Annotated in this window: 16 protein-coding genes; 5 read left to right on the top strand and 11 right to left on the bottom strand. The window is 43.8% G+C overall.

Features of this window, described 5'->3' with window-relative positions; translation table 11 throughout:
- Positions 1-113: 113 nt before the first annotated feature.
- The 6 genes from ACE38W_RS19075 to ACE38W_RS19050 are packed head-to-tail and all read right to left on the bottom strand — an operon-like array spanning position 114 to position 9,737.
- Positions 114-2,345, bottom strand: a complete 2,232-nt coding sequence (locus ACE38W_RS19075; protein ID WP_375833299.1) for a DUF4838 domain-containing protein — start codon at positions 2,343-2,345, stop codon at positions 114-116.
- A 22-nt stretch (positions 2,346-2,367) separates the two neighbouring features.
- Positions 2,368-5,232, bottom strand: a complete 2,865-nt coding sequence (locus tag ACE38W_RS19070) for a tetratricopeptide repeat protein (RefSeq protein WP_375833296.1) — start codon at positions 5,230-5,232, stop codon at positions 2,368-2,370.
- Positions 5,233-5,255: 23 nt separating this feature from the next.
- On the bottom strand, positions 5,256-6,740 hold the full coding sequence (locus ACE38W_RS19065) for a glycosyltransferase family 2 protein (RefSeq protein WP_375833293.1): 1,485 nt from the start codon (positions 6,738-6,740) through the stop codon (positions 5,256-5,258).
- 18 nt (positions 6,741-6,758) lie between these two features.
- Positions 6,759-8,195, bottom strand: a complete 1,437-nt coding sequence (locus ACE38W_RS19060) for a glycosyltransferase (RefSeq protein WP_375833291.1) — start codon at positions 8,193-8,195, stop codon at positions 6,759-6,761.
- Entirely contained in the window at positions 8,195-9,346 is a 1,152-nt protein-coding gene (locus ACE38W_RS19055) for a HEAT repeat domain-containing protein (RefSeq protein ID WP_375833288.1), read from the bottom strand. Before ACE38W_RS19055 ends, ACE38W_RS19060 begins: the two co-directional genes overlap by 1 nt.
- Before the next feature lie 13 nt (positions 9,347-9,359).
- Positions 9,360-9,737 (bottom strand): response regulator transcription factor, encoded by a 378-nt coding sequence (locus tag ACE38W_RS19050; protein ID WP_375833286.1) that lies wholly within the window; start codon positions 9,735-9,737, stop codon positions 9,360-9,362.
- Positions 9,738-10,090: 353 nt separating this feature from the next.
- On the opposite strand from ACE38W_RS19050, the gene ACE38W_RS19045 reads away from it, so the two are divergent.
- From ACE38W_RS19045 to ACE38W_RS19030, 4 genes are read left to right on the top strand one after another with little or no spacing between them, the layout of a single operon-like run.
- Positions 10,091-13,474, top strand: coding sequence for a response regulator (locus ACE38W_RS19045; RefSeq protein ID WP_375833284.1), 3,384 nt, complete (start codon positions 10,091-10,093; stop codon positions 13,472-13,474).
- 16 nt (positions 13,475-13,490) lie between these two features.
- On the top strand, positions 13,491-14,312 hold the full coding sequence (locus tag ACE38W_RS19040) for a CheR family methyltransferase (protein WP_375833282.1): 822 nt from the start codon (positions 13,491-13,493) through the stop codon (positions 14,310-14,312).
- A 4-nt stretch (positions 14,313-14,316) separates the two neighbouring features.
- Positions 14,317-14,895: a chemotaxis protein CheB gene (locus ACE38W_RS19035; protein ID WP_375833279.1), complete on the top strand. Its 579-nt coding sequence runs from the start codon at positions 14,317-14,319 to the stop codon at positions 14,893-14,895.
- 7 nt (positions 14,896-14,902) lie between these two features.
- Positions 14,903-16,000: an ATP-binding protein gene (locus ACE38W_RS19030; RefSeq protein WP_375833277.1), complete on the top strand. Its 1,098-nt coding sequence runs from the start codon at positions 14,903-14,905 to the stop codon at positions 15,998-16,000.
- Between the two features lie 30 nt (positions 16,001-16,030).
- On the opposite strand, the gene ACE38W_RS19025 is transcribed toward ACE38W_RS19030, so the two are convergent.
- Both ACE38W_RS19025 and ACE38W_RS19020 read right to left on the bottom strand, forming a co-directional pair.
- Entirely contained in the window at positions 16,031-16,885 is an 855-nt protein-coding gene (locus ACE38W_RS19025; RefSeq protein ID WP_375833276.1) for a hypothetical protein, read from the bottom strand.
- A 27-nt stretch (positions 16,886-16,912) separates the two neighbouring features.
- The gene (locus ACE38W_RS19020; RefSeq protein ID WP_375833273.1) at positions 16,913-17,713 is read right to left on the bottom strand and encodes an alpha/beta fold hydrolase; all 801 of its coding nucleotides are present in this window, start codon (positions 17,711-17,713) and stop codon (positions 16,913-16,915) included.
- 276 nt (positions 17,714-17,989) lie between these two features.
- Between ACE38W_RS19020 and ACE38W_RS19015 the strand changes: the two genes are divergently transcribed.
- Positions 17,990-18,637 (top strand): HAD family hydrolase, encoded by a 648-nt coding sequence (locus ACE38W_RS19015; protein ID WP_375833271.1) that lies wholly within the window; start codon positions 17,990-17,992, stop codon positions 18,635-18,637.
- A gap of 8 nt (positions 18,638-18,645) precedes the next feature.
- Here ACE38W_RS19015 and ACE38W_RS19010 read toward each other — a convergent pair whose 3' ends face one another.
- From ACE38W_RS19010 to ACE38W_RS19000, 3 genes are read right to left on the bottom strand one after another with little or no spacing between them, the layout of a single operon-like run.
- Positions 18,646-19,350, bottom strand: a complete 705-nt coding sequence (locus ACE38W_RS19010) for an RBBP9/YdeN family alpha/beta hydrolase (protein WP_375833268.1) — start codon at positions 19,348-19,350, stop codon at positions 18,646-18,648.
- Positions 19,351-19,360: 10 nt separating this feature from the next.
- Positions 19,361-20,119: a hypothetical protein gene (locus ACE38W_RS19005; protein WP_375833266.1), complete on the bottom strand. Its 759-nt coding sequence runs from the start codon at positions 20,117-20,119 to the stop codon at positions 19,361-19,363.
- A 27-nt stretch (positions 20,120-20,146) separates the two neighbouring features.
- A complete protein-coding gene (locus ACE38W_RS19000; RefSeq protein ID WP_375833263.1) occupies positions 20,147-21,703 on the bottom strand; it encodes a RagB/SusD family nutrient uptake outer membrane protein in 1,557 nt (518 codons plus the stop codon).

Genomic DNA, 21,703 nt, shown 5'->3' with positions numbered 1-21,703 from the left:
AGTGTTTATTATTTCCAAATAATCTTTCAATAATTTTTGAAAATAAAAAAAACGCTGACAGGTAAATTGCCATTAAATGGCTGCCTGTCAGCGTTTTATATTTATTCTGAGCTTTATTGTACTACGATCTCATCACAGCAAAGAGAAGGCTGCTTGCTGCCCACGGTCCTCCAGGCAGGCAGTTGCGCCGCACAGGAAGCCGTAACCCGGATATATCGGGCACTTACACTGTTGTTAAACACATAATGCGAAATACTGGCCGTAAAATCTTCCCCAGGTACCGGCACCTGTTTGCTGCCAAAGATTTGATAAGTACTTCCGTCACTGGATACCTCTACCTTGATATTAACCGGCAGGAAAATATAATGCCTGGCATCCTGCAGGAAATTCATACTCACCTCTTTTACCGCCTTATTACTACCTAAATCAATAGTCGCAATCATATCCTTGCCATATGTAAACAGCCAGTTATAACTAAAATCAGTAGTGCCAAATAATCCATCTGTCAAGGTTTTCTCTTTCATAGGACTATATTCGGGCGTATAAGGATTCGCCAGTGTCACAGGCGCCTTAAATGCCAATCCGCCTACCCATTTTTGCGCCAGCAATTTATTCCATTCCTGTTGGTAAGCATCTGGAGATAATCCACCTTCAGATAATTCAGTAACACCTGCGGCTGTACTGTTGGTAACGAATTGCTGCACACGCTGCGGCCATCTTGGATTGACTACATAACCATTTCCAGAAGGGGTTAAGTAACCATATTTCTCCGTGCCATAAGTGCGGCTTTGCTGCAATACCACATATTCCAGTGGTAACCGGGCCCAATTCACTCTTTTCAATGCCACAGGATCTTTCTCAACGGCCGCTTCGGCCTTATCCAACAAACTGCTGTATTGGTCTATCTTCGCGGGAGACAAATAATCCTTTGCGCTGTAAATCGGACTGCCGTAGATATCCAGCACGGCATGGGTTTGATGCACAGCTTCAGTTAATGCTTGTATGTATTGCTGCACATAAGGTGCCGCTGCCTTGTAATAGCTTTGCATGAAATCGGCCGAAACGGCCTGTATATCTGCATCCTGATTCCATAACAGTGCCGCCTGTACGTAGCTGTTATACTCCGCCATATCTCCATACGTTTCTCCGCTACCCTGAGAAAAAACACCTTTAACATGATTGTTTTTAAAATACTGCATGTTGGCCTGCAAATTTGCATAATCGGGGAAAGGGCAGAGGTAATTGGTAAATTGTATAGTATAATCCCATATAAAGAGATTATCAGAGATATTCCCCCAGGATGACAGGTTCTTCCTGAAGTCAGCAGCAGAAGCTATTGTTTGTAAAGGCGTTTGTCTATATGCATCAATAGAACTTAGGAAGATGAATACATTATGTGCTGGCTTTGTCCTGGCAGGCGCCTTGGCGCTATAACCATAAGCCAGCGTTGTAAACTGTTGCTCCGGGAAGGCCGCTGCTATTCGGTTTACAAAGCGTATCAACGCACCGGCATGACTCGCTTCTTCTTCATCTGCTTTTTTGCATTCTGCGCAGGTACAATATCCAGGGCCATCTTCCGGGGAAATAGACCAATAAACGGCATCAGGATGTGTAGCGATCGCCTTTTTGAAATAAGCCACCGTCAGGTTATATACCTGTTCATTACTCAGACATAACTGCATTGGCTGCCGACTGCCATTCACCAATGAAAAATATTCCGGATGTCCAGCGAAATATTGTTGTGGAGGAATGATCTTAAAAAAGGAATGCCCCCATAAACCCCATAGATCTTCGAAGCGCTGTAACCCATGCCAGTCCAGGTATTCCGGATCTGCACTCATAGGGTAATAGCTCTCTCTATATACAAATCGTGGCTCCTGTAAATCTTTCATATTGGGAGGAAGCGTTATTGTTTTTAAGGATGGAACAAAGGCGGCCTCGCCGGAAGTCTTACGGCAATGCATATACGTATCGAGCAGATGATAAGCGCCATACAATACACCTTTACCACTTCCTCCCCGAACATATACGGCTTTATCGGCGGTGCCCGTATAAAAACCATCTCCATACACCTTTTCAGGGCCACTGGTATGTTCTGTATTACCTACAAAAATGGCCGTATTGCCACTGTAATCATTTTCTTTTACTACCGGCAGTCTAACGCCGCTGATCTTTTGAATATAATCCTGTAACACGCTGGCCGCCTTGCTTTCCGCTTTGGATGGACTCGCAGGCGTCACAATGCTGTAGTCACTATGTCCGTTGCTTACCACACTAATATCCCCGCTGGCCGTGCCACAGCTGCTGTTCAACAGGAATAACATGGTTAAAAGGATACTACTCATTGTTCGAATCATTGTTGATTACTTAAAATTTACGCATGAGCACCACATAGATGTCATACTGGTTTCCATATTGATTAGGTGCTAATTTTGAATTTATCCATGTGCCATACAACCCAACAGTAGTACGGTATTTAAATACTTTTTGATAACCTGCTGCCACGCTATGTGTCAGTAATCCTGAAAGCTGTTCGTAATTAATCAAACGGCTGCGATCATCCGGAGAGGTTCCCAAACCTGCAATCAGCGATATGAAATCGGTATGTGCAGGCGTGGTATAATACCTGGTAGTCAGATTGAAGGACGTCGTCGTTCTTGGCGGCTCACTGATGACATAAGCACGCAGGTTTACCCAGAAATCCCCAAATGGTTTTGCCACAGAAACCACGCCAGAAACACTGCTCACACTATCCAGGTTCAGGTATCGTGCGCCCAGCTCTACTTCTATGTCATGCTTAAAGGTCTTGAACAAAGAGTAGGCCGCTCTTACTTGTGGAAACACCACTTTATTGGAAAAGGTTATCAACCCATAACTATAGAGTTTCGGATTATGCACATAATACATTTCGGCTTCTCCCTGCAAGCCATTGCCATTCTGTCTTCCGGCATAATCGAGGCGAAATGCATAAGAACCTTTTTTGATGAATCTTCTATACTCTACTGTCGCAATATTATACCTGTTATCAGTATAATCATAAGTACTGTTGAGGTAATATAATCCAAACTGGTTTTTCATGGTTTTTACTGCCAGCAGATCATAATAATCTTTGTTGTTAGCCGTTGGAAACCGCTTTGCCAGCGTATCTGCAGCCAGGGAAGCAGCTGCATAATCTTTTTTATTTTCGAGTGTATTCACCCGCTTTAGCAGGAAATTTTCATTGTCAGGATAATATTTCAGTGCCTGGTTTACATAACCCATTGCGCTGTCATACCGCTGTTGTCCATTCAGCTGATTGATGCTGTACAACAATGCTAATGAATCTTTCGGATTAAGCTCCAGTACTTTGTTAAATGCTGCCAATGCACTGTCTGGCTGCTGATTACGCTGATATGCGGTACCGGCAGACATCTCACTATTTATATATGCTGTCTTGAATTTAGCGGTATATGGATAACGTACCATCAGCTCAGCGGCAATAGCAGCAGCTTCATTGTAGCGACCTTCATCCTGCAATACACTGGATTTCTTCAGCAGCAAATCTTTATCGTTAGGATAATAACTGAGTGCTTTGTCGTTGTACCACAAGGCGCTGTCCAAATTATGTGTGGCGCTTTGCAGATTGATCATATAATCCAATGCATCTCTGTTTTCTGGCTGTACTTCCAGTACGGTATACAATTGCTGTTTTGCCAGATCAAATTCTTCTGCGCGCATAAGATTGCGGGCTGCTGCCAGTCTTAACTCTGCCAGTGATCCTTTGTAGGCTTCATTATTTGGATGACGGCTGCTAAGTGTTGTCAACACAGTTGCTGCGCCATCATAATCGCCGGCAGTTTCCAGTAAAGATGCTTTGCGTAAAAGGAATTTTTCATTGTCGGGGTAGAAAGATAAAGCATTGTCGGTCGCTTTCAGGGCGGCTTTATTATCTTTCAATGAACTGTAGGTATTGATGATAAGTCCCAGCAGGGTAGTATCTCGCGGACTAATTTTAAGCCCTGTTTGGAATGCAGCCAGTGCCAGATCATATTGTTCTTCGGCCATATACTGTCGGCCAGACTGAATTTCCAGGTTTACGAGCCTATCGCGTAGGTCGGCGTTTGGCGCGCGTTGATACAGCACTTCAGCGATAGCGGCAGCGGCGCCGTAGCGATGGTCGCCTTCCAGTACATCCATTTTTAGGTTGAGTAAACGTGTATCATTAGGACTGCTACGCAATCCTTTGTTGATCCAGGCCAGTGCTTCCATGTAGGCACCTCTTGCCATGCAATAACCGATTACTTTGTCTAATGCTTCTCTGTTACCAGGATTTTTTTCCAGTACAGAGAGATACAGCGAGTAGGGGTCAGTGTTAGTATAGTAGCTTGCCGCTTCCATACGCAGGGCAGTTTCCAGGCTACGTGCTTTTGCATCGTTTGGATATCTCCTATAGATCTGTTGTAATACACTTAGGGCATCTGCATAAGCATGCATTTCCTGTAAAATACCCAGCTTCTTCATCAGCAGGTCATAATTATCTGGCTGGCCGGTGAGTAGGTTGTTAACTACATCAAGTGCATGTGGCAGGTTACCACCACGCAATTCTGTTCCCAGTCCGGCTTCCCGGGCCTCTTTGTTTTGTGGTTCAATGGCCAGAACCTTATCAAAGCTTTGACGAGCCATATTGAAATTACCTTGCTGCTGCTGGTAAAATCCAGATTGCAGGTAATGATCCACATAGGCTCTTTTTACGGTAGTATCGTCAGGATAATGTTCCAGGATGTTTTCTGCCCATTGATCTCCACGGTATAGTTTTTTCTGTACATCCAAAATCTCCAGCTTCTTGACCATAAAGTCCTTACTGCCCGGAAATTGGCTAAGGGCTTCATCTACGTAACATTCCGCTTCCGGATAATTATTGGTAGACATTTCAATGTTGATACCAAAATAGTAGGCGTCTTTATATTTCGGATCTTTTTCCAATACACTTTTAGTGTATTTTCTTGCCTGATCATAGCGGCGTGTAAGCAGGTAAAGTTTTGCCAGAAGTAGTTCCTGGTCAATGAAGTCAGGTTGTTCATGCAGCGCCTTTAAGGAAAGGTCGATTGCCTTTTCATAATGCTGCTGTTTTGTTTCTTGAACGGCCTGTTCGTAGTATTCACCTGCCCGGCTGCTCTTTTTCTTTTTAAGAAATTGCGCCTGTGCTTCAAAGGTGAAGCATAGCAGGAAGATAACGGTTATATACTTGTTCATCTTTATCCTCAAAATCATAAAATTTAATTCGGCTTCTTCGGTGCAAAGCCCTGACGCTGCATATTTCCCCAGGAGGTTTTCTTACCAATAAGGAAAAACCAGTAACCTCTTAATGCAAAAAATACGATCAGCGGGTGATATAATATTGGTTCGAGGAAGGCCATCAAAGTAAGGCCCATGACCTCTTTCCAGGTTTTATAATGTGGATAGGTGAGCTGGTCCCAGCACATCGACAAGGTGGTGATGGTGATGGAGAACAGGTATACGAACAGTAACAATATTTTGGCGTAAGGCCAGTTTACCTGATGGGTGATGATCAGGTAGATATAAAATATAATACCAATGCACTCAATAATGGGTGCCAGGAATTCAAATAATAGGTTATATGGTAAAACGATTAATCCCAGTCGCTTGTACCGTGGATTGAGAATGATGTGACGGTGAATAGTGATGATCTCTGCAAGTCCGCGGCCCCAGCGTGTCCGCTGTCTCATAAATACTTTCATGGTAGGAGGGCCTTCTGTCCAGCATTGGCTGGTAGGTATATACCTGATGGCATATTTGAGTTTATTATCTACCATATAGCTGGCCATACGCGTTACGATATCCATATCTTCTGCAAACGATTGATGATCGTAACCACCAGCTTTAATAGCAATTTCTTTATCAAATAAGCCTAAACCACCAGAAACGTTTGGTACACTGTTGATAGCGCTCCATCCCATCTTTCCTAATACGTAAGCACGGATATACTCCATTTCCTGGAACCTTGGCAGGTATTTACGTGGTGGCTTTACTCTTACCATCACGCCTTCATCTACTTCACAGGAGTTTACCAGGCGAAGCGTGGCCCCGGTAGCAATTACACGCATGCTGTCTTCTTCTACATGCACATATCCGCATTCAGGACAAGGTTCTCCGATTTCTTTGATCTTCTTATGTTCCTCATTCATGAAAGGATGGATCATACGGAGCAGGGTATCTCTATCCAGGATACAGTCTACGTCCGTGCATAAGAAATAATCGAAAGCAGCAGCGTTGATGCCGGCGTTGGAGGCATCTGCTTTGGATTTACCGTTTACTTTATCAATTACCAATAGTTTGTCGTAGGCAATATTGGTAGATTTAAACATCCTCTTTACTGGCCTGGTAATTAGACGTTCATTATAAGCGAAATCTACTTCTACCAGTTCAAACTCATTGATAAGTTTTTCTAATGTATCATCTGTGCTTCCATCGTTTACAATAATGACTTCAAATTTCGTATAGTTCAGTGTTAACAGGGAGCGTACATTGGAAATAATAGTTACCCCTTCATTGAAAGCCGGTGCTATCACAGATATACCGGGCGTCAGCGGGGAATCCAGCAGCAGGGAGTAGTCGGTAAACGGCTGCCGCTTTTTGAACAGGCGTACACCACGATTGCTCAATATAGCCAGTAAGGCATATGTGAGCAACATGATGATGCCATAGATAAAAACACAATTCTGAAATATAATACCGACCATGCGTTAAATGTTTGGAGATTAGTTTGTCTTTGCCTTCTGGAATCCTTGTCGTTGCATAGTCCCCCACGTACTTCTCTTTCCTGTAAGGAAATAGAAATATCCTTTGATAGAGAAGAATACGATCAGCGGGTGATATAACAGAAATTCGAGAAAAGGAATGATCAGCAAAGACATTACCTCTCTGATAGTTTTATAGTAATGGAAGCTGAGCTGATCCCAGAGTATAGACAATGTGGAAATCATTACCGCGTACGTATACACGAATACGAGCAACAGTATGGCATATGGCCAGTTGATTTGTCCGGAGATAGCCAGCACAATATAAACGATGATACCGCTGAGTTCCACTATTGGCGCCAGCAGCTCAAAGAAGAAGTTATAAGGAATGACAACAAATCCCATTCTGCCGTAGCGTGGGTTCAGGAACATGCCGAAGTGTGCTACCATCAGCTGTGCCAGTCCTCTTGCCCAACGCGTGCGCTGGCGGCCGAAAATCTTCAGTGTGGCAGGACCTTCCGTCCAGCAGAGTGTTTTAGGAATGTAACGAACAGCATATTTCATTTTGTTGTCATCGCAGTAACGACACATGCGAATGAGCAGTTCCATGTCTTCTCCGAAAGAACGATGGTCGTAACCGCCGCTTCGTATAGCCACTTCTTTGTTGAACAATCCTAAACCGCCGGAAACATTGGGAACGCAGTTTAGTGCGCTCCATCCCATTTTTCCCAACACAAAGGAGCGGATATATTCTACTTCCTGGAACCTGGGTAGCAGCTGTTTTGGAGGACGCATACGTGTTAGTACACCTTCGTCAAATTCACTGCTGTTGGCAATGCGGAGCGTAGCACCCACGGCGATGACGCGGCGGCCTTCTTCCTGCAACACTGGCTTTATCAGCTCCAGCAAGGTATTTTTATGCAAAACGCAATCCACATCCGTGCAAACAAAATAATCGAAAGAGGCTACGTTAATACCTGCATTGGAAGCATCTGCCTTGCTTTTACCATTGACCTTATCAATTACGATCAGGTTGGAATAAGCCAGATTCCTGGATTTATAAATATTTTTTACAGGCTGTGTCCTGATTTTTTCGTTGTAGGCAAAATCAACAGCCACCATATCAAACTCACGGATCAACTGTGCCATGCTGTCATCGGTACTGCCATCGTTGATCAGCACGATCTCATAATTGGGATAGTTGAGTGTGAGCAAAGATCTGACGTTGGCAATGATGGTCAACCCTTCATTATAAGCCGGCGCAAGTATGGTAATGCCTGGCGCGAGGGGAGAGGATGCCAGGGTATCCAGCTGCGATTGCTTTGTACGGGAAAGATATCGTCGGATAGCAATGATAGACAACAATGCCAGCATCGCATATACGACTAATAACGTTAGTCCATATACGAAAATAGAAGACTCATAAATCTTTACAAGCGTTTCTGAAATTGTATCCATCAATACTTAATTAACGGGTTCATGCAATGCTTTAATATCAATAGGTTTTGGCCGCTGGTAGTTGCCAGCAGTTCATCAAGAACATTGCGGGCTATCCATTCATTTTTCACGATCGCCTGCGCTGCAGCCTTTTTTAGGTCGAAGTCAGTGGCATGCAAGAATTCATTTTTCAGAAAATCAATATGCCTTCCACTGCTGATACGTCCTAAGGCACGGAGTATTTCTATCTGGCAGAAAAGCGGCTGACTGGTGTAAAGCTGCACCAGTTTGTCTTCCACTTCTTCTACTTTCAGGCGTCCCAAACATTCGATTGCATCTGCTCTCGTATAGTGGTCCCTGTTATCCAGCAATTTGATAATGGCAGGAACAGCTGCGAGCTGATTATAATGTGCCACCAGTTTCATACAGAATGATACCACGCTTTTGTTGGAAGAGTAGGTGATCCACCTGGCGAAGTTTGGAATGGCAATATCTTCTGTGGTAGTAATAATACGGAAAAGCTCTACCTGGTCCCAGGGTAGCAATGGGTCTGTTACAGAGTCAAAGAATTTGAATGGTTCGTTTTTACTGATTTTGATATACGCCTGGCGGGCCGCTGCACGCAACTCACGGTTACGGCTATTGGCCAATGGTAAAATAGTCACATCCGAAATCGACATATCCATATTGGTAAATTCTACCAAGGCTTCCACTTTCTTATTCCATTTACGTGATTTCAATTTGCGATAGGCATCTTTGTCGAGGTCCAGCTGGGTATATAAACCACGCAGCAATTCACTCATATTTCCTTTTACGTTCTGACGGAAATGAATGATGCGCGTTGTCAGCATTTCCCTTGCCCAGCGGCGGTGTAAAGGCAATTCTTCAAAAGGGGCAAGGTTTAAAGAAACCTTTGAAGGTGCCACATTCTGCGGAATGTCAGGATTAGTCATCACTTCATTTATCAGCAAATCATCGATACGAGGAAGGAGCTTGTCCAACCGTTTCCGTTTAATATAAGCCTTATATCTGCTTCTCAGGATAGTCAGATAGGCCAGCACTGTCGCGGTGACAGCAACGGCTATAAATATCATGGCAACCTGTATGGCCAGTGGCGCGTTACCATACACATAACGGACCTCCTGCCAGTAATCGGATATTGTTGTTCCCAAAATATGTTGAAATTTACTTCTTCATTAATAAGCGCTTAACGCGGAGTGTCAGTTCTGCAGGGATGATAGGTTTCTTCAGGAAATCATCCACACCCAGCTTAAACCCCTCCATGATCATATCCTCATTTCCTGCATTGGAAACGATAATTACCGGAATAGGATTTTCAGGGTTATGACCCTTTACTTTGCTTAAAATTTCGAATCCATTTGCATACGGCATCATAATATCCGTAATGATCAGGTCATAGTTGTAGTTGTTGCTCTCTAACTTTTCCATGGCTTCTTTTCCATTCACTGCTATATCTACAATGAAATCTGGTTCTGGTAAAATGCGGGAAATGATCTTTGGCATTACTTCATCGTCTTCGACCAGGAGAATTTTCTTACTCATTTTTGTGGCGCTTTTTTTAACCGCGATAACAACACGGACTAACGGTTGTTCACGTCGGTGGTTCAGAAATTTTTCAAAAGTTCACGGGTTCCCTAGGATAAGTCAAATCGAGATCGATAATTCAAAAGGATCGGCGGTTAAAACTTATTACGTATATACTATATATACTTACAAATCGCGCAGCTGGATTGGTTCCAGTGAAATATTAGTCTTTCTAACTATGTGTTTGATTTGTTAAAAAGGTTGAATATGAGTAAGTTTTGATATTTTTAGCAAAATTATAGAATATTTTTTATCTCCAGTAACCAAAGGCCAACTTTATTATTTTCATATTTGTATTCTCATAAGATAGCATGAAGATTTCTTTAGTGAACAGATTGTATATTGGATTCGCACTTGTTGTGTTGCTGGTACTGCTGGGAGGATACCTTACCTGGCGCACCTTCGCAAAACAACGGGCAGAATCTGTATGGGTACAGCAAACTTATAAAGGGCTGAACCAGCTGGAACGTGTCGACAGGTTACTGTTAGACATGGAAGCGTCCCGTCGCGGATACCGCGCCACTTTCGAAAAAAGATTCCTCCAGGCATATGAAATTAATCTGCCTAAAATGGCGCCGGCATTGCTAACCCTGCGTTCCGTGCTGGCAGATGATCCTGCGGAAGAGCGTAATATGGACTCCCTGGAAAATAATATAAACGCTATCCTCAGCTTCTGGAACGAACTGGACCATCATGCCTTCAAACAAACGTTTGAGGAAAATATCGCTATTACCTCCAATGAAGCGGTATTAATGGACAAAATCCGCGATTGCTTTGTATCAATACGTACAGAAGAAAACAGGATTCTCATGCAGCGGGAAACCGAAAATGAAAATTCTGTTAACAGAGCTTTCTTCGGCCTGCTCTGGAATAATCTCTTCATACTGATTGTTGGCTTCATTCTCATCGCCGTTACCTACCGCGAGTTTAAACGACGCCTCAAAACACAAGAATATCTTAATGCCAACCTCGACGAAGTAGTGGCATTGAATAACCAGGCCAATCAACGTAACTGGAAACTGGTAGGCATGGACCAAATGAACAGCAGCCTTCAGGGTATCCTGAACGTAAAAACCATGGCGGAAAGAAGTTTGACTGAACTGGTCAACTACGGCCGCTTTGTGGCAGGGGCATTTTATGTATACTATGAAAGCATGCAGAAACTTCGTCTAGCCGCTACCGTTGGCATGCCTGCCGATATACCTGATTCGCTCGTGCCCGGCGAAGGCATACTCGGACAAACACTGAAATCAAAATCCATCCGCCTGATTACGGATATCCCCGAAAACTTCTGGAAAGTAAGTTCCGCCTCCGGAACAGCCACCGCCAAGCAATTGGTGATGATCCCATTATGGCTCGATAGTGAAATCATTGGGGTAATCGAACTGGCCGCCTTTCATGAAGTAAGCACCGTACAACAGGAATTACTCGAAACACAATCAAAAGATATTGCCGTAGCATTAAATGCTGCCATCAGCCGCGAAAAAGTTTTAGACCTGCTAGACCAGGTACAGGAACAAAAGGAAGTATTGCTGAATCAACAGGAAGAACTGCGCCAGTCCAACGAAGAACTGAGTCGTCAATCTGAAGTATTACAAACCTCTGAAGAAGAATTACGTGTACAGGAAGAAGAATTGAGACAGGTAAATGCAGAAATGACGGTGAAAAATCATGCATTGGAAACTGCCCGCCAGGCATTATCCGCTAAAGCTGCCGAGCTGGAAGCCAGCAGCAGGTATAAGTCGGACTTCCTGGCGAATATGTCGCACGAGCTCAGAACTCCGCTCAACAGTGTGCTTATTCTGGCTAAAATCCTGGAAGAAGACAGAGATAAAAACCTTACGCCTCGCCAGATAGAATATGCGGGTATCATTCATAAATCTGGTTCTGACCTGCTGACCCTGATCAATGATATCCTCGACCTCTCAAAGATAGAAGCTGGAAAGATAGAGATGCATTTGGAAGATGTTAGGGTAGATAATATTCAACAGGATATTGAAGATCTTTTTATTATTGTTGCACAACAGAAAAATATTCGTTTTATCAGGAAAATAGCGCCTGATATACCATCATATATCACTACTGATAAACAACGACTGGAACAGGTACTCAGAAATCTGCTTTCGAACGCATTTAAATTTACACCAGAGAAAGGCACGATTACGCTCTCCTGGTATATGGTGAACCAATATGTTCATGTATCCGTAACCGATACTGGTATGGGCATCCCTGAAGATAAGCAGCAGCTTATATTTGAAGCGTTCCAACAGGCGGATGGCTCTACCAACAGGAAATTTGGCGGCACCGGCCTCGGACTTTCCATCAGCAGGGAACTGATGCAATTGCTGCAAGGCGAAATCCGTTTGGATAATAGTAGTCCGGCCGGCAGTACCTTTACCATTGTATTTCCAGTTACAGTTAATAACACACCCGTACCTGTAAAGGTGCAGCGCCAGCCTATTCCGGAGCCTGTCGCTCCCATCTTAAGGCCTATAGATGACCGGGATAACTTGCTGTCTTCAGATAAACTCATCCTCATCGTAGAAGATGATACCTGGTTTGCAACTATGCTCAGCGATGTAGCACATAGCAAAGGATTTAAAACAATCATCGCCCATAATGGTCAGGATGGCCTTACGATGGCTCGCCAATATAAGCCGGTGGCGATTGTGCTGGATATGAACCTCCCAGTGATAGACGGCGAAAGCATTCTGAAAATATTACGCAGTTCAGATGACCTGAAAGATATATTAGTACATGTTGTTTCTGCAAATGAAATATCTTCTCATACGGCAGATAACGTGAATGGATATACGCAAAAACCACTGCAACCGGTAGACTTAGACAACCTCTTCCTGGATATATCTACACAAATCAACGCCAGGTTGAAACAAGTACTGCTGGTGGCTTATGGCAGCTTCAGCGATGACGCAGGTATCAAAAATAAAAGTGAAGAAAGACGCCTCGATACAAAGTACGACCAGGTGACGGGTATCGACGAGGCCATCAGTTATTTAGAAAACAAGAAATATGATGCCGTTATTTTTGAACTGGGAAATGAAATGGAAAAGTCGTTGGAAGATCTCCAACGACTATACGAAAAAACGCATCTGACCGAAACGCCTGTCATCGCTTATCTCGACAAAGACATCAGCACATCAGAAGAAGTGCAGCTGAAAAAATATACGACCGCCATTGTACGCAGCTCTGCCCTGGCTACCGATCGCCTCCTCGACGAACTGGAGCTCTTTTTCTATAAATTACAGAAAATAGATCCGCAGAAACTGGAAACAGTACAGGTGATTCGTGATACCGAAAATATTATTTCCGGCAAAACAATACTGGTGGCGGATGATGACATGCGAAACGTATTTTCGATCAGCGCCCTCCTGGAAGAACAAGGCGCCAGCGTACTTACAGCTGCCGACGGTGAAGAAGCACTACAGCTACTGCAACAACATCCACTCACCGACCTCGTACTGATGGACATCATGATGCCCGGTATGGATGGATATGAAGCTATGAGAAGAATCCGTGCGGATAAACGTTTTCATCAATTGCCGGTGATTGCCCTGACAGCCAAAGCCATGGCGGAAGACAGGCAACATTCAATTGATGCGGGGGCTTCTGATTATATCACCAAACCAGTGGAAGGTAACAAACTATTGTCGGTAATTAGAGTGTGGTTGTCATAGCATTTTACCCATAATTATGATAGAAGAAATTAGCAATACAGCACTTAGTGAATTGATCCAGATCATTCAGGAACAGTATGGCTACGACTTTCATAATTATGCGACCGCCTCGCTGAAACGCCGCTTCATAAGATTTATGGGGCATATGCGCCTGAATGATACGGCAACACTAAAGCTATTGCTGTTATCTGACCAGGAGTTTTTCAGGAAGATGATAGAATTTATTACGGTCAATGTAACAGAGATGTTCCGTGATCCGGCATTCTACCGAAAGCTTAGAGAAGAAGTGCTGCCCCGGCTCGCCACCTATCCCATCATCAAGATATGGCATGCTGGCTGTGCTACAGGAGAAGAAGTTTTTTCTATGGCGATCTTATTGCAGGAAGCCGGATTACTCGAACGGAGTCGGCTATACGCAACAGACATGAATGCCGCCAATCTGGAAAGAGCCAATGCTGGCATAGTACCCAGCAGATGGATGAAGGATTATACCTATAATTATATTCAATCGGGCGGACGCCACGATTTTTCCGACTATTATACCGCAAGATATGATAGCGCTATTATCAATCCCGGCCTGAGAAAAAATATCATCTTCTTTCAGCATAACCTCGTTACAGATCATGCCTTCAACGAATTTCAACTGATCTGTTGCAGGAACGTATTTATATATTTTAATAAAGTGCTGCAAGAACGAGTAGTGTCGCTGTTTTACGATAGTTTGACACCCAGAGGATACCTTGCTTTAGGAATTAAGGAATCATTACTTTTCAGTAAGGAAAGAAAAAATTTTGAAGTAATAGACGCTGTTAATAAAATTTTCAGACGTAAATTATAATCTATTGCAACAAGCAACCGAAATTGATATCATCGCCATAGGTGGCTCTGCCGGCAGTTTACCTGTAATGGGAAGAATCATCCGGCAACTGCCAGATACCCTGAAAGTGCCCGTAGTATTGATTGTGCATCGGTTGAAAAATGTAAATAGTGAATTGGGAAGGCTACTCTCTGGTGATAAAATTATCATAGAGCCGGAAGACAAAGAGCCAATTAAGAAAAATCAAATTTACCTCGCGCCGCAGAATTATCATCTGTTGATAGAAGCAGATCATACTTTTTCACTGGATTATTCAGAGCCGGTAAATTTTAGCAGACCTTCTATTGATGAAAGTTTTTATAGTGTGGCAGATGCTTATGGTGCGCGATCTGTAGGGATCTTGCTCAGTGGTGCTAACAATGATGGCGCTGCAGGCTTACTCAGTATTGTTAATGCAGGTGGCATTGGCATTGCTCAACAGCCAGCGGAAGCGGAATTCAGCATCATGCCTCAAGCAGCGATAGATCTTTCTTCCAACATAAAGATCATGCGGGAAGCCGAAATAATATCATATATCCTAAAATACACCGTACCAAGTAAATAACATGACGATGACCGATGCATCCAATACGCTAACAATCTTACTGGTGGACGACAGACCTGAAAATCTGTTGTCGCTGGAAGAGATGCTGCAGGCACCTAAGCGTACCTTCCTGAAGGCTAATTCAGGAAATGAAGCACTGAGATTGGCCCTGAAACACAATGATATCGGATTGATCATGCTGGATGTGCAGATGGGAGATATGGATGGTTATGAGGTAGCAAGACTACTGAAATCCAATCCAAAAACAAAAGATATCTCTATCATTTTTGTTACAGCGATCAACAAGGAAGAACAGTATGTGCTGAAAGGCTTTAAGGAAGGAGCGGTAGATTATCTTTCCAAGCCGTTAGACATAGACCTTACACGTGCAAAGGTTAATGTATTTGAAAAACTGTATTTCTATCAGAACGAGCTTAAAAATGCATTGGCAGAGAAGGAACAGGTGAATAAGCAGCTGGAGCGATTTATGTTCGTAGTGGCACATGACCTGAAATCCCCGTTGAACGGTGCAATCGGGTTATTGAATATCATCAGTGAAGATGAGCGGATCAAGCAGGAGCCTGATCTAAATGAATATATGCAGATCGTACTTACTGCTACCAATCATCTGACCCAAATGATCACCAGCGTATTGGATTATACGCTGAAAAATGATGATGACCAACCTAAGGAAGAAGTGGATGTAGAGCAGCTGCTGAACCAGCTGATTAAATTATTGTTTTTGCCAAAAAATGTACATTTTCATTTCGATAATCAACTGCCGGTCATCTTCACAAATAAATTAAAATTGCAGCAGGTATTTCAAAATTTGCTGGCCAATGCCATTAAGTATAATGATAAGGAAGAAACCGAAATCAATATCGGTGGGCAGGATAAAGAAGATTTTTATGAATTTTATGTGCAGGACAATGGGCCTGGAATAGCCAAGAGAGATACAGACCGTATCTTTAAACTATTCGAAAGGGGTGAGGATGAAAAGTCTGGTGGTAGCGGTATTGGGCTGAATATCTTTAAAATGCTGGTAGAGGAGCAAGGTGGTAAAGTGTGGGTTGAATCAGATCCAGGTAAGGGTAGCAGGTTTTATTTTCTTTGGTATAAGCAGTAACGTTTTCGGTTATACGTTTACTATCAGATGCTACAATTTCTTTTCTTCAAAAATCCATAATCTTCCACTGATTTGCTGGGTAGATACCGGCAAACACTGCACCAGGTAGGTTGTATCCGCTGGTGCAGGAAACTTCCATTCCCAGTCGGTAATAGCTTTGTTAGGGCTGCTAAAGAGGCGCATGGCTTCCTGGTAAATTTCGGAGGCGTTGCTGGTTTTATTACGCAGCTGCATCATGGCGTCGGAGAGTATGGCTGGCAGCTGTTCTCCAGGCCCTGAAAGGTTTAGTAGTTCTGCTGCTGAATTGTTGACCCATCCCGTATATCCGTCATTGTTAATGAATATCAGCGCATGAGGGATCGTATGCATGATAGCAGAAAACCGAGCTGCCACCCGCTGAAAATGAACATGCTGCTGTGTATAGGTAATAATCTCCTTCAGGCGCAGGCGAATCGTTTCCATACATTCCTGAAAAGAGTTGTTGAATGACATAGGCTCGCTCCATCCCAGCAGAATAAGGCTGCTGGCAGGTTCGGTATGTAGTGGTATGAGCGTCGCAGAAGAAAATGCCTGTAGTACTTCTCTTAATACATTCTGGCTATCTGGTGGCATCGTTTGCCAGTAAATAGTTTTGAAACCGTTGCTGTATAACAGCTTTTTAATAGGCTCAGGATTCAGCACCATATCTTCCAGGTAAGAAGGCGTGGCATTTTTAATTTTAGCGGTAGCCTCATCTTCAAACTCTATCTGTAATATAATATTTGCTTGTAACAGGGTTTTCAGCAGATCTATACTAAAAGAGAGGAAGGACGCTATGTGTTTGTCTTTATCCCAGCGGCTTGTCTGATTTATAAAACTAAGCGCTTTACTTTCCCAACTTATCACACTTATGAGTTAAATCGATGAAGAAAATTATAGAAAAGTTTTTATACCGGCAATAACTTCCTCAGGCGCGCTGATATGAGGAAAGTGGCCGGTAGTATTCACTTTATATCGCTTGCTTCCAGGAATATGCGCTTCCATATACCTACTTACTACAGATGGGACAGCAATGTCCTCGGCAGTTTCTAAAATCAGCACCGGTATTTTTACCTGCGGCAGCAGATGACGCTGGTCCATAGAGAAAATAGACCTCGCAACGCTAACGGCTATATCTGCGCGGATCTGCTGCAAAGAATGTGCAAAATCTCGCGCAAGCTCGGGGCGATCGGGTTGGTTCATCGCCAAGGTAGAAAAGCCACTGGCCCATGCATAGTAGTTATTTTCCATGGATTCATACAGTTGATCCAGCGATGCCTGATCAAATCCACCGATATAGTTTTGTGCGGGATCATCGGCATACCGTGGACTTGAACCTATCATGACGATTTTATTAAAGATATCCGGATAATACAAACTGGTCATCAGCCCTATCATGCCACTAACAGAATGCCCGACATAAGTGATCTGCTGAAGGTCCAGCCCATGTACGATATCGGCTAAATCTTTCATATATCCTTCTATGGTGGCATAACGGTTAAAACTGAAAGCGGAAATATCTGATTTTCCACCGCCTACATTATCATACAATACAATCTTATAATTATCAGAGAATGCCTGTATTACCTGTTGAAAGGAAGTCTGGTCTAATCCAAATCCATGGCCAAAGATTAATGTAGCTGTAGCATCTGGTTTTCCTATGATATGAATATTATTCCTCCGGTTTATATCCATCGCAATGATTATTTATCGGGTTTTCTAAGAGGTCAGAACCAAATATAACAATTTTTTTTGGGCACTTACCAATATGGCCGTGCTTAGTAATTTGTTTATCAGCCGCTACAAGCTGCACCTTTCGGGGAATCTCCGTACTTTGCAAAAAAAACCGCGCCTGTTGCAGCAGACACGGCCAAATGGACCATACAATTACTTGTATGCATTTAGTTAACACTAAAATCAGTCCTAATATACATTTTTTTATCGTAGAACTTCATCAAAAGAACCAGAAACATGGCTTTTATTTTCGACATGAACGGCACCATGATCAACGACATGGAATATCACCTGGAAGGCTGGTATAATATGCTTAACAAACTCGGGGCAAACCTGAACCGGGAACAGGTGAGGGCACATATGTACGGTAAAAATGAAGAATTGCTGGAGCGTATTTTCGGAAAGGATCACTTTACCGAAGAGCAAATGGCATCTATCGCGCAGGAGAAGGAAGAACTTTATCAGGAGGCTTTCCGCCCGCATCTGCAGCTGATCGCAGGATTGCCTGCTTTCCTGGAAAAAGCCGCTGCACTGGAAATTCCAATGGCTATCGGTACTGCTGCCAACCAGTTTAATATCGGATATGTGCTGGATAATTTAAATATCCGCCAGTATTTCAAAGCGGTGATAAGTGCAGAAGATGTTACTTCCAGCAAGCCAGACCCGGAAGTTTTCCTGAAGGCCGCCGCTGCGGTGGAGGTATCACCTTCACGGTGTATCGTATTCGAAGATGCGCCTAAAGGTGTAGAAGCCGCTGCTAATGCAGGTATGCAGGCAGTCGTACTCACTACCATGCATACACGTGATGAGTTCGATGCTTATAGTAATATTATAGCCTTTATCGATGATTACAATGATCCGGCGGTACTGGCATTATTAAAATAAGGCAGCCCTTACAGGGTTGCCCAATTCATCACTAATTCCTTCAGTAACCGCTGGCCGTCTGGCCACTCGCCAAGGCCCGATGCTGCATTGATATGGCCTTTGGCACCCAGGTTTACAAACCGGCTGCCCCAGGAAGCGGCAAAGTAAGTGGCCCTGTCTAAGCTGCAATACTCATCGTTGGTGCTAGCAACAACAATAGTCTTAAATGGAAGCCTGGAAGAAGGAATGGGTGTGAAACCAGATGCTGCCACCGGAAACCCTGGCCTTGCAGCATCTGCTGGCGCTACCAGCAAAGCGCCGGCAATACTCCGTTTCGTTTGCTGTGCCCAATGAGCCACCGCTATGCAAGCCAGACTATGAGCAGCTATCACCACCTTCGGACCCGCTGCAGCCACTTCCCGCTCTATCTGTGCCACCCAGGCCGCACATACCGGTGCATCCCAGGAACTCTGCTCTATTCGTTTAGTGCCGGGAATAATCTGCTCCCAGAGGGTCTGCCAATGTTCAGGACCAGAACTACCCAGCCCAGGTGCAGTCAGAACGCTTATTTCCATGTATACATTGAGGTTATTAAGGAAAGATAATAAATATCTTTCCCAAAAAAAATAGCCGGAGCTGAAAAGCACCGGCAACAGGTAACAACCAAAACAGCATATTGTATACTGAATGTTTTTGTAATAAAAGCCCGTCTCCACAAAGTAGAGACGGGGCATAAGCGGAATTTTAAAATGTAAATCCTTTACGCTTGTAATGCCAGTACTTACGCCAGCCATCACCCTGCTGTACTAATGACAGCTCGTCGTTTGTCAGCTTTAATATATTATAGGTAACCTTCTCTCCATAAGAGATATCAGCACCACTGATTTTTAAAGTCAGGTTCAAGGTGTCCAGGGAAAAATTAGCCTTGGTAGTAGTGCCTGCATGCAACAAGCGATAATTGAGCCCCTTGTTAAGATCAAAGGTCATCTCATCATTTATCACACCATAACCGGTAAATTCTGTAACACTAGGAACCCACCAGGTAGGCGTAGGGGAATCGCCCGGGCCCACGCCATAGTAGCTGTTATCGGGTGCATCCATTGCCCATACCCATGTTTTACCTGCGGCGCCATTAGTGAGCAGCTCCCAGTACTTGCTGCTGAAATAATACGGGTCGTTCTCTGATACGGTCACTTTCACAGAATCATACTTTGGCGTAGCCGCGCCATAGGCAAAGAACTTGACATACCAGTCGCCCGCAAAAGGCATCACCACCACCGCATCTTTTTGATTGGTGCCACCAAAAACATAATCCCAGTAAGGAATGGCGCCCTTAGTATTACTTTTAAAAGTGACCTGGTTATCATAGCCTGGTGTCTGTGTTACGCTGAAATCCAGCTTGATACCTGCATTACTTTCAGGGGTAATGTCTTTTTCATACGGTTTGCAGGCATACACCGTTGCTGCCAGCAGTATTAAACTATATATATGAAGACGTTTCATTGTAGTAAGTATTTATGATGACAGCTATTACCAGCCAGTATTCTGATGCAGTGTACCGTTGGAAAGATTGATCTGTGTTTCTGGTATTGAGAACAGTCCTTTGGTTTCTGGACGGAAAGTAATATTGAAGGCCGCAGTAGCGCCGACATTGTCGATCGCGGATTTAGCCACGCTCACTCCCTGACGCAGTAAATCCCAGTAACGATGCCCTTCCAACGCCAACTCAAATCTCCGCTCATCCATGATCTGCTGTAAACTGCTCAGTGTTGCACGATGTGCCTGGTCCTGGAATGCACGGTCCCTGACCTGGTTCAGGTAACCCTGCGCCTTTCCGATATTGCTACTAAAATTCAGCTCTGCACCCATCAGCAACACATCTGCAAAGCGAATCACCGGATAATTATCGTAGTTATCCCATTGGAAATTACCACCCAGATCTTCTGGCTTTTTATCACTAATAGGTGTATACTTCTTGATAAAATATCCGGTATACTGTGCCTGATCTCCTAGTGTGTATTGACTGGCATATCCTTCATCATCAATAGAGATGATAGAGGATGACCTGCGTGTATCGCCGATCTGATAAGCCCTGTACAATGCAGGATTCACCGTAGCAGCCCCCCAGCCTTTATAATATGGCCCCAGCACCTGGCTTCTGATACCTATCATCACCTGCACCCTGTTACCATTATTCTGATTCGCATCACCTAATCCCAGATAAGTATATTGAATAACAAAGATGCCTTCCTGGTTATTCTGCCCGGCAAAACCATTAGCGTCTGAAGAGGCCCGGAAAAGGTTGTTGAACTTAGGTACCAGCGAATAGCCACTGTTCTGGATCACATCTTCTATTGCTGCGGTAGCGGCATCCTTACTAACTACAGCGCCTATACTCTGTTTGCCATAATAACCGGTATAATACAGGAATACCCGACCCAGCAAGGATTCGGCAGCCCATTTGGTAGCACGGCCATACTCTGAACTTGGAATAGCGCTGAATTGCTTGGCAGGTAAGGCATTGGCCGCATCTTTCAGGTCAGTGGCTATCTGCGCGTAAACGCTGTCCGGACTAGACTGCGGAATGAAATAATTGCCCGGCTCTAATGGTTTGGTGATCAATGGCACATTGCCAAACATACGCACCAGATCAAAATAATAGTATGCCCGCAGGAACTTTGCCTCCGCGATATACCTGTTTTTAGTAGCAGTATCTGTTTTGAAATCTACTCCATCTATGTTTTGTAACAAGATGTTACAACGATAAATGCCTTGATAATATTTACTCCAGGCGGCAGAATTAATGTCGTTCATGTTGATGAACTTATCCCATTGATTCAAGCCCTGGTCAGCATTCCCGGCACCGCCGAAAGCGTCATCTGAAGCTATTTCGGAGGTCAGCAAGATATTGCCATAACCATCCTGATTCAGCATGCTGTACGCTGAAACAAGCCCCTGGTAAGCATCTGTTGGTGTTTTGTAAAAAGCGTCTATTGTCTTCCTGTCCAGCGGACTGGTTTCAAGAAACTTCTTGCCGCAGGAGGCTAACATACTGCCTGCTATAAATAATACGATTAGTTTTTTCAT

It is taken from the genome of Chitinophaga sp. Hz27, assembly GCF_042263525.1.
In the GTDB taxonomy this organism is placed as follows: Bacteria; Bacteroidota; Bacteroidia; order Chitinophagales; family Chitinophagaceae; genus Chitinophaga.
Note: the sequence above shows the minus strand (reverse complement) of the source record. Positions and strands in the feature narration are given on the sequence as shown.

Coding starts and splice junctions, on each gene's coding strand:
- ACE38W_RS19075 (WP_375833299.1), bottom strand. CDS start 2,345: ATGAGTAGTATCCTTTTAACCATGTTATTCCTGTTGAACAGCAGCTGT.
- ACE38W_RS19070 (WP_375833296.1), bottom strand. CDS start 5,232: ATGAACAAGTATATAACCGTTATCTTCCTGCTATGCTTCACCTTTGAA.
- ACE38W_RS19065 (WP_375833293.1), bottom strand. CDS start 6,740: ATGGTCGGTATTATATTTCAGAATTGTGTTTTTATCTATGGCATCATC.
- ACE38W_RS19060 (WP_375833291.1), bottom strand. CDS start 8,195: ATGGATACAATTTCAGAAACGCTTGTAAAGATTTATGAGTCTTCTATT.
- ACE38W_RS19050 (WP_375833286.1), bottom strand. CDS start 9,737: ATGAGTAAGAAAATTCTCCTGGTCGAAGACGATGAAGTAATGCCAAAG.
- ACE38W_RS19045 (WP_375833284.1), top strand. CDS start 10,091: ATGAAGATTTCTTTAGTGAACAGATTGTATATTGGATTCGCACTTGTT.
- ACE38W_RS19040 (WP_375833282.1), top strand. CDS start 13,491: ATGATAGAAGAAATTAGCAATACAGCACTTAGTGAATTGATCCAGATC.
- ACE38W_RS19030 (WP_375833277.1), top strand. CDS start 14,903: ATGACCGATGCATCCAATACGCTAACAATCTTACTGGTGGACGACAGA.
- ACE38W_RS19020 (WP_375833273.1), bottom strand. CDS start 17,713: ATGGATATAAACCGGAGGAATAATATTCATATCATAGGAAAACCAGAT.
- ACE38W_RS19015 (WP_375833271.1), top strand. CDS start 17,990: ATGGCTTTTATTTTCGACATGAACGGCACCATGATCAACGACATGGAA.
- ACE38W_RS19010 (WP_375833268.1), bottom strand. CDS start 19,350: ATGCCCCGTCTCTACTTTGTGGAGACGGGCTTTTATTACAAAAACATT.
- ACE38W_RS19005 (WP_375833266.1), bottom strand. CDS start 20,119: ATGAAACGTCTTCATATATATAGTTTAATACTGCTGGCAGCAACGGTG.
- ACE38W_RS19000 (WP_375833263.1), bottom strand. CDS start 21,703: ATGAAAAAACTAATCGTATTATTTATAGCAGGCAGTATGTTAGCCTCC.